Source organism: Escherichia sp. E4930, assembly GCF_005845405.1.
GTDB lineage: Bacteria > Pseudomonadota > Gammaproteobacteria > Enterobacterales > Enterobacteriaceae > Escherichia.
In genome coordinates this window covers 441,396-453,013 of sequence record NZ_VCDZ01000007.1, presented here as the reverse complement: position 1 = coordinate 453,013, position 11,618 = coordinate 441,396, and the positions used below count along the sequence as shown (strand labels likewise).

General features: G+C 52.5%; 11 protein-coding genes and 1 pseudogene. 9 read left to right on the top strand and 3 right to left on the bottom strand.

All coding sequences use genetic code 11. The annotated features are described in order from the left end of the window. Nucleotides 1-43 precede the first annotated feature (43 nt). Entirely contained in the window at nucleotides 44-547 is a 504-nt protein-coding gene (locus FFT88_RS12360; RefSeq protein ID WP_131162037.1) for a YfbM family protein, read from the bottom strand. 102 nt (nucleotides 548-649) lie between these two features. Continuing rightward, a complete protein-coding gene (locus FFT88_RS12355) occupies nucleotides 650-1,612 on the bottom strand; it encodes a M28 family metallopeptidase (protein WP_135404736.1) in 963 nt (320 codons plus the stop codon). A gap of 147 nt (nucleotides 1,613-1,759) precedes the next feature. Between FFT88_RS12355 and FFT88_RS12350 the strand changes: the two are divergent. Further along, nucleotides 1,760-2,541, top strand: a pseudogene (locus tag FFT88_RS12350) (YfbK domain-containing protein). A 112-nt stretch (nucleotides 2,542-2,653) separates the two neighbouring features. Here FFT88_RS12350 and rbn read toward each other — a convergent pair. Beyond that, nucleotides 2,654-3,571, bottom strand: a complete 918-nt coding sequence (rbn, locus tag FFT88_RS12345; protein WP_130207200.1) for a ribonuclease BN — start codon at nucleotides 3,569-3,571, stop codon at nucleotides 2,654-2,656. Nucleotides 3,572-3,635: 64 nt separating this feature from the next. Here rbn and FFT88_RS12340 point away from each other — a divergent pair, with 64 nt between their 5' ends. The 8 genes from FFT88_RS12340 (at nucleotide 3,636) to menE (ending at nucleotide 11,531) form a co-directional block, all read left to right on the top strand. Further along, nucleotides 3,636-4,097: a GNAT family N-acetyltransferase gene (locus FFT88_RS12340; RefSeq protein ID WP_135404739.1), complete on the top strand. Its 462-nt coding sequence runs from the start codon at nucleotides 3,636-3,638 to the stop codon at nucleotides 4,095-4,097. Nucleotides 4,098-4,151: 54 nt separating this feature from the next. Further along, nucleotides 4,152-4,457: a stress response protein ElaB gene (elaB, locus tag FFT88_RS12335; RefSeq protein WP_000070621.1), complete on the top strand. Its 306-nt coding sequence runs from the start codon at nucleotides 4,152-4,154 to the stop codon at nucleotides 4,455-4,457. Nucleotides 4,458-4,535: 78 nt separating this feature from the next. Next, a complete protein-coding gene (gene menF, locus FFT88_RS12330) occupies nucleotides 4,536-5,831 on the top strand; it encodes an isochorismate synthase MenF (protein WP_135404741.1) in 1,296 nt (431 codons plus the stop codon). Nucleotides 5,832-5,919: 88 nt separating this feature from the next. Beyond that, a complete protein-coding gene (gene menD / locus FFT88_RS12325) occupies nucleotides 5,920-7,590 on the top strand; it encodes a 2-succinyl-5-enolpyruvyl-6-hydroxy-3-cyclohexene-1-carboxylic-acid synthase (protein WP_135404743.1) in 1,671 nt (556 codons plus the stop codon). Next, nucleotides 7,587-8,345, top strand: coding sequence for a 2-succinyl-6-hydroxy-2,4-cyclohexadiene-1-carboxylate synthase (menH, locus tag FFT88_RS12320; RefSeq protein ID WP_135404746.1), 759 nt, complete (start codon nucleotides 7,587-7,589; stop codon nucleotides 8,343-8,345). The genes menD and menH overlap by 4 nt, the downstream gene beginning before the upstream one ends. A gap of 14 nt (nucleotides 8,346-8,359) precedes the next feature. Then, the gene (gene menB, locus FFT88_RS12315; RefSeq protein WP_000639996.1) at nucleotides 8,360-9,217 is read left to right on the top strand and encodes a 1,4-dihydroxy-2-naphthoyl-CoA synthase; all 858 of its coding nucleotides are present in this window, start codon (nucleotides 8,360-8,362) and stop codon (nucleotides 9,215-9,217) included. After that, nucleotides 9,217-10,179 carry an o-succinylbenzoate synthase gene (menC, locus tag FFT88_RS12310; RefSeq protein ID WP_135404748.1) on the top strand — a complete coding sequence of 321 codons (963 nt, stop codon included), beginning with the start codon at nucleotides 9,217-9,219 and terminating at the stop codon, nucleotides 10,177-10,179. The genes menB and menC overlap by 1 nt, the downstream gene beginning before the upstream one ends. Continuing rightward, nucleotides 10,176-11,531: an o-succinylbenzoate--CoA ligase gene (menE, locus tag FFT88_RS12305; RefSeq protein ID WP_135404751.1), complete on the top strand. Its 1,356-nt coding sequence runs from the start codon at nucleotides 10,176-10,178 to the stop codon at nucleotides 11,529-11,531. The genes menC and menE overlap by 4 nt, the downstream gene beginning before the upstream one ends. The last annotated feature ends 87 nt before the right edge of the window (nucleotides 11,532-11,618 follow it).

The following is an 11,618-nucleotide window of genomic DNA, read 5'->3' as shown; positions in this document are numbered from 1 at the left end:
CGCCGACATGTTCGGCGGTTTTTTTATGGTGCCTTTGACACCATCACCCAACAATAACCGTCAGCGCATGATTCCCTTGTCGCAGCATACGTCGATACGCGCTAATCAGCTTTTCCATATCAAGCATGATCGAAGCAAAGAGTTGCCCCTCTAACTCTTCTGAAAAGGTCACTCCCGGATAAATCTCCATTTCATTGAGTCGCTGAATGGAAAACTGTTTACGCAGCTCACTTCGATCCAGAGCTTCCAGGCGGTCGATTGTCGCGGCTAACTCCTGATTCCAGGTCAATCCCAGGAAACCATCTATGCCATCTTCGAGGCTGTGTTCACCAAGCACGGCACGACTCAGCGGATCATTCTTCGCTGGATCAAAAGCAGAGGTACCCGTTAGGCCAAAGTGTAAAAAATCCCAGCGTTTATCAATATCCAGTCGCCGTAAACCTGAAAGCGTGTCATGTATATTATCCATCAAAGGTTTTTCAGTAGACTCAAGCAGTTGGTTAATTTTCTCTGAGTCAATTTCTGCAAAATAGCCAATCATTCCCATTTGTTTTTCCTCCGTTGAATTTAATTTTTCGCATCTTAAAACAGACGAGGGAAAATAAAATGTGCATGTTGTTTTTTCTGGATCCTCCTCGAGGAATTTTTATTATTTACTATTTTGCAACAAGGTTATAACGCCATCCACCACCTGAGCCATTTTCTGATAATTGAGTCTGTCTGCGGTATCACCGGGCAAGTGGTATTGTTTATTACGATAAAAAGCGGTGTCGGTAATCATTACGGCGGGAATATCGTGTTGCCAATAATTTAGGTGGTCGGAGAAATCGATACCGGGAATAAAACCTGGCGCATTAATAGAATAAACAGGCAACTCTGTTGCTGATAACAACGCAGATTTTACCTGACGCACAGCGCTGATATCCTGCACTCTGCCGACGACAGCAATAAAATCACCACGATCGGAATAAAGCCAGGACATGACAGAGTAAGGGTAATCCTGACTCCCAGGCGCAGAGTCGTAATAGCCAATCATCTCCAGCGCTATCATTAATCTCACTGGACGCTCAAGCGAAGCGGCGTGTACCGCGCTCCCCATTTCATCGCTACGAAAGAAGGGCGGTTCTTCCGACGCATAGGCGACCAGTTGCACACCTATTTTCGGCGCTTGCTGTTGTAACAAACGTGCCAGTTCGAGTAATCCTGCCACGCCGCTGGCGTTATCATCCGCGCCCGGCGTATAGGTTAATTGATCGTTTTCGTAACTGCTGGCAGAGTCATAGTGCGCACCAATAATAATCAGCGGTCCATCGGCAGGACCATAATCAGCAACAATGTTTTTGTAGGGGCCACCAGTAATGGGGACGTCCTGCACGGTAACTCTGGCACCACTACTGACAAAGACCTCTTTTATATACTCAGCGGATCTATTCAGATTATCAATATTGTCAGCACTACGTGGATGCACAGTTTGTGTAAAATAACGAACTGTTTTTTCTAATTGCTCGGGACTTGCGTGCTGGGGTGTTGGCGGTAATGCATTGACCCAGGGTTGGTAAAAAACAATCAGAGGAAGTGAAAACAGGAATAATATAAAAAAGGAAAAGGTTATTTTTTTTCATATATAAATTGCTAATGGGTTTTGCTGTTGAATTATTATTTGTTATAGGTTTCGAGATTGTATTTTATTAAGATTGGTCGGATTATACAAAGAGTCTATTTTATGTCTGGTAGCTGAGTTTATTTAAAAGGATTTTATATGCGAAATAAAAATATAATCATGTTGCTTATTAGTGGTTTTATTTTGTCAGGATGTGGACCGGAATCTGATGATAAGGAAAGTCAGCAACAACAATCTACTACACCCACTGACCAGCAAGTGCTTGCCGCGCAACAAGCGGCAACAAAAGTGGCTGAGCAAAGCGCCGCCAAAGCCGCTGCAGACGCGAAAGCCTTAGCCCAGCAAGAAGTCCAACAATCCTCAGACAAACAGGCTTTGCAGGGGCGATTACAGGAAGCGCCAACATTTGAAAGAGCGGCTAAAGCAAAAGCTACACGTATCGCAAATCCAGGAACCGCTCGCTATCAGCAGTTCGATGATAATCCGGTTAAGCAGGTAGCGCAAAACCCGTTGGCGATGTTTAGCCTTGACGTCGACACCGGCAGCTAACGCTGAACGGGCAAAAAGCATCAATTGATAAGTTACGCTATGCCCCGGATAGCAAATCAGCGAAATCGGATAAAGCGAAAGAACTGGCCTGGTTAAAGATTCGTTGGAAATACCCGCAGGGAAAAGAAAGTCAGTTAGTTGAATTCCCGTTGGCACCCACAATAAACGCACCTTCAGAAGATATGCATTTTCGCGCAGCAGTAGCTGCGTTTGGGCAAAAATTGCGCGGTTCTGAATACCTGAATAATACCTCCTGGCAGCAGATCGAACAGTGGGCGCGGCAAGCGAAAGGACCGGATCAACAAGGCTACAGAGCGGAATTTATTCGCCTGATTGGGCAGGCGGAAGGTCTGGACAATTCACAAAACTAAAAATGATAAATCTGTTTGCCGGATATCGACATCCAGCGTATTCGGCAAACAGATGAAAAATAAGTGCGTTGGCATCATTAAATTAATCTGCCAACTAATCACCGCTTTCGACTTAAATGCTAAACACCGCGAAATCGCTCGCCAGTTCAGTTGCCGGGAAAATCGTCCGGCACTCGTGTAACAAGTGCTGACAGCCTTTATCATCATAGCGCGAACTAACATGGGTAATGATTAGCTTACCGACACCAGCCTCACGGGCCAGTGCCGCCGCCTGGCGTGTGGAGCTGTGGCCGCGGCTGTTGGCTTTGGCCTCCATCGCCAAATCCAGAGTCGCTTCGTGAACCATTACGTCGACACCTTTAGCCAGCGCCAGCGCGGCATCGCAAGGACCCGTATCGCCGAAAATGGCGATCGCTTTTCCTGGTGTAGGCGCGGCTAAGTAATCAGCGCCGTTAATCTGCCGACCGTCTTCCAGTGTGACAGTTTTTCCGGCTTTCAAATCCTGAAACAATGGGCCTGGCGGTACGCCTGCGGCCTTTAATGCCTGAGCATTCAGCGCACCAGGCTTATCATGTTCTTCTACGCGATAGCCGTAACATTCCAGCGGATGTTCCATCGGATAAGCTGTCACTTTACGCAAGCCATCATCAAGAATTTCGCCTGCGCTAATTTCAATAATCTCCAGTGGATAATCGGTCCACGAGCCACTAATGCGTAGCGCTGTCTCAACAAATTCACGGATACCTTTCGGACCATAAATGGTTAAGGGTTGCACAATACCTGACATGGAACGACTGCACAGCAAACCGGGCAGACCGAAAAGATGATCGCCATGAAGATGGCTAATAAAAATCCTGTCCAGTTTGCCGGGATTAAACACCGTGTGCAGCATTTGGTGTTGAGTGCCTTCGCCACAGTCAAATAACCAAAGTCCGGCCTGGGTCGGATGTTGCAGATTGAGCAATATCGCCGTGACATTACGCGCCCGGGTCGGAACTCCCGCCGAAGTACCTAAGAAAATTAATTCCATAAGACCATCACATTTCTAAAAATAATCCGGCTAGTATAAGGCATACAACCAAAAGGAGCGCATCATGATCGACTGGCAGGATCTTCATCACTCTGAATTATCGGTTTCTCATCTTTATGCCTTATTACAACTGCGTTGTGCGGTATTCGTGGTCGAACAAAACTGTCCTTATCAGGATGTCGATGGTGACGATCTGGTAGGGGAAAATCGTCATATTCTCGGCTGGCAAAACGGGAAACTGGTCGCGTATGCGAGGATTCTGAAAAGTGATGATGATCTCGAACCGGTGGTGATTGGTCGGGTGATTGTCAGCGAAGCGTTGCGGGGCGAAAAAGTGGGGCAGCAACTGATGAGTAAGGTGCTGGAATCATGTACGCGCCACTGGCCGGACAAGGCGATTTATCTGGGAGCGCAGGCGCACTTACAAAACTTTTACCGCAGTTTTGGCTTTATCCCTGTGACCGACATTTACGAGGAAGATGGTATTCCCCACATTGGGATGGCGCGCGAAGTCATTCAGGCGTAATTGATAACCGTTGTCTATAGTTAGTGGCAGGTTTTAAGCAAATGGAGAACGAGAATGTCTAATCAATTTGGTGATACACGCATCGATGACGACCTGACGTTGCTGAGTGAAACACTGGAAGAAGTGCTGCGCTCCTCTGGCGATCCCGCCGATCAGAAATATGTTGAGCTGAAGGCGCGAGCAGAGAAGGCGCTGGATGATGTGAAAAAAAGAGTCAGTCAGGCTTCAGACAGCTATTACTATCGGGCGAAGCAAGCGGTTTATCGTGCCGATGACTACGTTCATGAAAAACCGTGGCAGGGGATTGGCGTTGGCGCTGCGGTTGGTTTGGTATTAGGACTGTTGCTGGCACGCCGTTAAAACCTCCCTACACTGGGGTACTGCATTTTTTTTGCAGTACCCCGTATAATGTGAGGCTTTTAACAGGGAGAGGTCCGCGTGCAATCACTCACTACGGCGCTGGAAAATCTATTGCGCCATCTGTCGCAAGAGTTTCCAGCGACGCCCGGCATTCGGGTTTTTGATGTTCCTTTCCCATTAAATGACGCCTTTGATGCCTTAAGCTGGCTGGCCAGCCAGAAAATGTATCCGCAATTTTACTGGCAACAACGCAATGGTGATGAAGAGGCTGCCGTGCTGGGTACAATAGCCAGCTTTTCGTCGCTGGCGCAGGCGCAGCGTTTTCTCCGACAATACCCGGATCACACCGACTTACGTATCTGGGGGCTGAATGCGTTTGACCCTTCCCAGGGCAATTTACTCCTCCCGCGGTTGGAATGGCGACGCTGTGCAGGCAAAGCGACCCTTCGACTGACCCTTTTCAGCGAAAACTCCCTTCAGCATGACGCATATCAGGCAAAGGAATACATTGCTGCTCTGGCAAACATTAAACCGTTGCCAGCTCTGCATTTAACCATCATCCAAGAAAATCACTGGCCGGACAAACCAGCCTGGACGGGGTTAATTAAACTGGCGACTGACACCATTGCTGAAGGTGAACTGGATAAAGTGGTGTTGGCGCGGGCGACCGATCTGCATTTCTCCGATTCAGTTAACGCGGCGGCAATGATGGCTGCCAGTCGTCGGTTGAACCTGAACTGCTACCATTTCTACATGGCTTTTGATGGCGAAAGCGCGTTCCTGGGTTCATCTCCTGAGCGGCTTTGGCGGCGGCGTGACAAAGCGTTGCGTACTGAAGCACTGGCGGGAACGGTGGCGAATCATCCTGATGATAAACAGGCGCAGCAACTGGGCGAGTGGCTGATGGCGGATGATAAAAACCAGCGCGAGAATATGCTGGTGGTGGAAGATATCTGCCAGCGATTACAGAGCGACACCCAGGCGCTGGATGTTTTACCGCCGCAGGTGCTTCGTCTGCGTAAAGTGCAGCATCTGCGTCGCTGTATCTGGACCTCGCTTAATACGGCAGATGATGTGGTTTGTCTGCATCAGTTGCAGCCAACGGCAGCGGTGGCAGGTTTACCGCGCGATTTGGCACGGCAGTTCATCGCCCGGAACGAACCGTTTACCCGTGAATGGTATGCGGGTTCTGCGGGCTATCTCTCATTACAACAAAGCGAATTCTGCGTTTCCCTGCGCTCGGCGAAAATCAGTGGCAATGTCGTGCGATTGTATGCCGGAGCGGGTATTGTCCGAGGCTCAGACCCCGAACTGGAGTGGCAGGAAATCGACAACAAAGCGGCAGGACTGCGCACTTTATTACAATTGGAATAGTAATGAGTCGCATCATTACCGATTCATATCAATAATCTATTTTTGTAGCTCCTTATACTTAGCCGCAATATTGATACCGGACAAACTCATGTCAGTAAGCGCATTTAACCGACGCTGGGCGGCGGTCATTCTGGAAGCATTAACACGTCACGGCGTCAGACACGTCTGCATCGCCCCTGGCTCTCGTTCTACGCCATTAACTCTGGCGGCGGCGGAAAATTCCGCTTTCATTCATCACACTCATTTTGATGAGCGTGGGCTGGGGCATCTGGCGCTGGGACTGGCAAAGGTCAGTAAACAGCCGGTGGCGGTGATAGTGACTTCCGGCACGGCGGTAGCGAATCTCTATCCGGCACTGATTGAAGCTGGGTTAACCGGAGAAAAACTGATCCTGTTAACCGCCGATCGTCCTCCGGAACTGATTGACTGCGGCGCGAATCAGGCAATTCGTCAGCCGGGTATGTTCGCCTCTCATCCTACGCATAGCATTTCACTACCGCGCCCGACTCAGGATATTCCCGCCCGTTGGCTGGTTTCTACTATCGACCACGCTTTAGGCACGCTGCATGCGGGTGGAGTCCATATCAACTGCCCGTTTGCCGAACCGCTTTATGGCGAGATGGACGATACCGGACTTAGCTGGCAACAATGTCTTGGCGACTGGTGGCAGGGCGATAAACCGTGGCTGCGTGAAGCGCCTCGTCTTGAGAGCGAAAAACAGTGCGACTGGTTCTTCTGGCGGCAAAAGCGCGGCGTGGTGGTTGCCGGGCGCATGAGTGCGGAAGAGGGCAAAAAAGTTGCATTGTGGGCGCAAACTCTTGGCTGGCCGCTGATTGGCGACGTGCTGTCGCAAACCGGGCAGCCGCTGCCGTGTGCCGATCTCTGGTTAGGCAATGCCAAAGCGACCAGCGAACTGCAACAGGCGCAGATTGTCGTGCAACTGGGTAGCAGCCTGACCGGTAAACGGTTACTGCAATGGCAGGCAAGCTGTGAACCAGAAGAGTACTGGATTGTTGATAACATCGAAGGGCAGCTTGACCCGGCACACCACCGTGGACGTCGCCTGGTCGCTAATATTGCCGACTGGCTGGAGCTGCATCCGGCTGAAAAACGCCAGCCCTGGTGCGTGGAGATCCCGCGTCTGGCTGAACAGGCAATGCAGGCAGTTGTTGCCCGTCGTGATGCGTTTGGCGAAGCGCAACTGGCGCATCGCATCAGCGACTATTTGCCGGAGCAGGGGCAACTGTTTGTCGGTAACAGCCTGGTGGTACGTTTGATCGATGCTCTCTCGCAACTTCCGGCAGGTTACCCGGTGTACAGCAACCGTGGGGCCAGCGGAATTGATGGGCTGCTCTCTACCGCCGCAGGCGTTCAGCGGGCCAGTGGTAAACCGACGCTGGCGATTGTGGGCGATCTCTCTGCTCTTTACGATCTCAACGCGCTGGCGCTATTGCGTCAGGTTTCCGCGCCGCTGGTATTAATTGTGGTGAACAACAACGGCGGACAAATTTTCTCGCTGTTGCCGACGCCGAAAAGCGAGCGCGAGCGTTTCTATCTGATGCCGCAAAACGTCCATTTTGAGCACGCTGCCGCGATGTTTGAGCTGAAATATCATCGTCCGCAAAACTGGCAGGAACTTGAAACGGCGCTTGCTGACGCCTGGCGCACGCCGACCACCACGGTGATTGAAATGGTCGTTAACGATACTGATGGTGCGCAAACACTCCAGCAGTTGCTGGCGCAGGTAAGCCATTTATGATCCTGCAAGCGCAGGCAAAACACGGCAAACCAGGTTTACCCTGGCTGGTGTTTTTGCACGGTTTTTCCGGCGATTGCCATGAATGGCAAAAAGTGGGCGAGGCGTTTACCGACTACTCGCGGTTGTATGTTGATCTCCCCGGTCACGGCGGTTCGGCGGCAATTAGCGTCGATGGATTTGATGATGTCACCGACGTACTGCGTAAAACCCTTGTTAGTTACAACATCCTTAACTTCTGGCTGGTGGGGTACTCGCTCGGCGGACGGGTGGCGATGATGGCGGCTTGTCAGGGGATGCCGGGGCTTTGTGGTGTGATTGTCGAAGGTGGGCATCCTGGGCTGCAAAGTGCTGAACAACGCACGGAACGTCAGCTTTCCGATCATCGCTGGGCGCAGCGTTTTCGCACAGAACCATTAACGGCGGTGTTTACCGACTGGTACCAACAGCCTGTTTTTGCCTCGCTCAATGACGATCAACGCCGGGAGCTGGTGGCGCTGCGCAGCAACAATAATGGCGCAACCCTTGCCGCCATGCTGGAGGCGACTTCTCTCGCCGTCCAGCCTGATTTACGTGCTAACCTTAGCGCCCGCACATTTGCGTTTTATTATTTATGTGGTGAACGTGACAGCAAATTCCGCGCTCTGGCGGCGGAACTGGCTGCCGACTGCCATGTCATTCCTCGCGCCGGACATAACGCGCATCGGGAAAATCCCGCTGGCGTAATAGCAAGTCTGGCGCAGATCTTGCGTTTCTGACTAAAGGACACAATATGATTTATCCTGATGAAGCAATGCTTTACGCACCGGTTGAATGGCACGACTGCTCCGAAGGTTTTGAGGACATTCGTTATGAAAAATCCACCGACGGTATCGCAAAAATCACCATTAATCGTCCGCAGGTGCGCAATGCCTTCCGTCCTCTGACGGTAAAAGAGATGATCCAGGCGCTGGCGGATGCCCGTTATGACGACAACATCGGCGTGATCATTCTGACTGGCGCGGGCGATAAAGCGTTCTGCTCCGGCGGTGACCAGAAAGTCCGTGGCGACTACGGCGGCTATAAAGATGATTCCGGCGTACATCACCTCAACGTGCTGGACTTCCAGCGTCAGATCCGTACCTGCCCGAAACCGGTCGTCGCGATGGTGGCTGGCTACTCCATCGGCGGCGGTCATGTTCTGCACATGATGTGCGACCTGACTATCGCGGCAGATAATGCCATCTTCGGTCAGACTGGCCCGAAAGTCGGTTCCTTCGACGGCGGCTGGGGAGCTTCCTATATGGCTCGCATCGTCGGGCAGAAAAAAGCGCGTGAAATCTGGTTCCTGTGCCGTCAGTACGATGCAAAACAGGCGCTGGATATGGGCCTCGTGAACACCGTGGTGCCGCTGGCCGATCTGGAAAAAGAGACCGTCCGCTGGTGCCGCGAAATGCTGCAAAACAGCCCGATGGCGCTGCGCTGCCTGAAAGCTGCGCTGAACGCCGACTGTGACGGTCAGGCAGGTCTGCAGGAACTGGCGGGTAACGCCACCATGCTGTTCTACATGACGGAAGAAGGTCAGGAAGGTCGCAACGCTTTCAACCAGAAACGTCAGCCTGATTTCAGCAAATTTAAACGGAATCCGTAATGCGTAGCGCGCAGGTATACCGCTGGCAGATCCCCATGGACGCGGGGGTGGTTCTGCGCGACAGGCGGTTAAAAACCCGCGACGGGCTATACGTTTGCCTGCGTGAGGGCGAGCGCGAAGGGTGGGGGGAGATCTCCCCACTGCCGGGCTTCAGTCAGGAAACCTGGGAAGAGGCGCAAAGTGTGCTGCTTGCCTGGGTAAATAACTGGCTGGCAGGCGATTGCGAATTACCGCAGATGCCTTCCGTCGCCTTTGGCGTAAGCTGTGCATTGGCGGAGCTGGCAGATACGCTCCCGCAGGCGGCCAATTACCGTGCTGCGCCGCTGTGTAATGGCGATCCAGACGATCTGATCCTCAAACTTGCCGATATGCCTGGCGAGAAAGTGGCGAAGGTCAAAGTGGGATTGTACGAAGCGGTGCGCGACGGCATGGTGGTCAATCTTTTGCTGGAGGCAGTTCCGGATCTGCATTTGCGTCTTGACGCGAACCGCGCCTGGACGCCGCTGAAAGGCCAGCAGTTTGCCAAATACGTTAACCCGGATTATCGCCACCGCATCGCGTTTCTCGAAGAGCCGTGCAAAACCCGCGATGATTCGCGTGCGTTTGCCCGTGAAACCGGCATTGCCATTGCCTGGGATGAAAGCCTGCGCGAGCCGGATTTTGCCTTTGTGGCGGAAGAGGGCGTGCGTGCGGTGGTGATCAAACCCACGCTCACGGGCAGCCTGGAGAAAGTCCGCGAGCAGGTGCAGGCGGCGCACGCGCTGGGGCTGACGGCGGTGATCAGTTCTTCCATCGAGTCGAGCTTAGGCTTAACGCAACTGGCGCGGATTGCTGCCTGGTTAACGCCAGACACCATTCCGGGGCTGGATACGCTGGATCTGATGCAGGCGCAGCAGGTTCGTCGCTGGCCGGGTAGCCCGCTGCCATTAGTGGAAGTTGATGCACTGGAGCGGCTGTTATGATCTTCTCTGACTGGCCGTGGCGTCACTGGCGGCAGGTGCGGGGAGAAGCCATCGCCTTACGTCTTAATGACGAGCCACTCAACTGGTGCGAGCTTTGTGCTCGCGTCGATGAATTAGCCTCCGGCTTTGCGGCGCAGGGTGTGGTTGAGGGCAGCGGCGTAATGTTGCGGGCGTGGAATACGCCGCAAACGCTGCTGGCCTGGCTGGCGTTACTGCAATGTGGGGCGCGGGTGCTGCCCGTGAATCCACAACTGCCGCAACCGTTGCTTGAGGAATTGCTGCCAAATCTCACTCTGCAATTTGCGCTGGTGCCGGAAGGGGAAAACACGTTTCCGGCGTTAACGTCGCTGCACATTCAGCTGGTTGAAGGCGCATATGCCGCTGCGTGGCAGCCGACGCGTCTGTGCTCAATGACGTTAACCTCTGGCTCCACTGGCTTGCCGAAAGCCGCAGTTCATACTTATCAGGCCCATCTTGCCAGTGCCGAAGGGGTGTTATCGCTGATTCAGTTTGGCGAGCATGATGACTGGCTGCTCTCTTTGCCGTTGTTTCACGTCTCTGGTCAGGGAATTATGTGGCGCTGGTTATACGCTGGTGCGCGGATGACGGTACGTGATAAACAGCCATTGGAGCAAATGCTGGCAGGCTGTACTCACGCTTCACTGGTGCCAACACAGCTCTGGCGTTTGCTGGTTAACCGCAGTTCAGTTTCCCTGAAAGCGGTGTTACTCGGCGGCGCGGCGATCCCGGTCGAGTTGACGGAACAGGCGCGCGAACAGGGGATTCGTTGCTTTTGTGGCTATGGTCTGACGGAGTTCGCTTCCACGGTTTGCGCGAAAGAAGCGGACGGCCTGGCTGACGTCGGTTCGCCTCTGCCGGGGCGGCAAGTAAAAATCGTTAACGATGAAGTGTGGCTGCGGGCTGCCAGTATGGCAGAAGGTTACTGGCGTAACGGGAAACTGGTGCCGCTGGTTAATGACGAAGGCTGGTACGCCACGCGCGATCGCGGTGAGATGCATAATGGCAAGCTGACCATTGTCGGACGTTTAGACAATCTGTTCTTCAGTGGTGGCGAAGGCATTCAGCCAGAAGAAGTCGAACGTGTGATTGCCGCGCATCCTGCAGTTTTGCAGGTGTTTATCGTCCCCGTTACTGACAAGGAGTTTGGTCATCGACCGGTAGCGGTGGTGGAGTATGACCACGAAACCGTTGATCTTAGCGAATGGGTGAAAGACAAGTTGGCCCGTTTTCAACAACCGGTGCGTTGGCTGACGCTTCCGCCGGAGCTGAAAAACGGCGGCATTAAGATTTCACGTCAGGCATTAAAAGAGTGGGTGCAACGCCAGTATTAAGAAATCATTAGCTTCATCTCTCATTTCCGCTATTCCATTGCCATTGATAATGAGTTTATCTGTTAATCTGTAAATTAATGTGACAAT

What these genes read in the sequence shown, in the direction of transcription:
- menB (WP_000639996.1), top strand. Translation starts at nt 8,360, where the DNA reads ATGATTTATCCTGATGAAGCAATGCTTTACGCACCGGTTGAATGGCAC.
- menE (WP_135404751.1), top strand. Translation starts at nt 10,176, where the DNA reads ATGATCTTCTCTGACTGGCCGTGGCGTCACTGGCGGCAGGTGCGGGGA.
- menH (WP_135404746.1), top strand. Translation starts at nt 7,587, where the DNA reads ATGATCCTGCAAGCGCAGGCAAAACACGGCAAACCAGGTTTACCCTGG.
- FFT88_RS12360 (WP_131162037.1), bottom strand. Translation starts at nt 547, where the DNA reads ATGGGAATGATTGGCTATTTTGCAGAAATTGACTCAGAGAAAATTAAC.
- rbn (WP_130207200.1), bottom strand. Translation starts at nt 3,571, where the DNA reads ATGGAATTAATTTTCTTAGGTACTTCGGCGGGAGTTCCGACCCGGGCG.
- menD (WP_135404743.1), top strand. Translation starts at nt 5,920, where the DNA reads ATGTCAGTAAGCGCATTTAACCGACGCTGGGCGGCGGTCATTCTGGAA.
- elaB (WP_000070621.1), top strand. Translation starts at nt 4,152, where the DNA reads ATGTCTAATCAATTTGGTGATACACGCATCGATGACGACCTGACGTTG.
- menC (WP_135404748.1), top strand. Translation starts at nt 9,217, where the DNA reads ATGCGTAGCGCGCAGGTATACCGCTGGCAGATCCCCATGGACGCGGGG.
- FFT88_RS12340 (WP_135404739.1), top strand. Translation starts at nt 3,636, where the DNA reads ATGATCGACTGGCAGGATCTTCATCACTCTGAATTATCGGTTTCTCAT.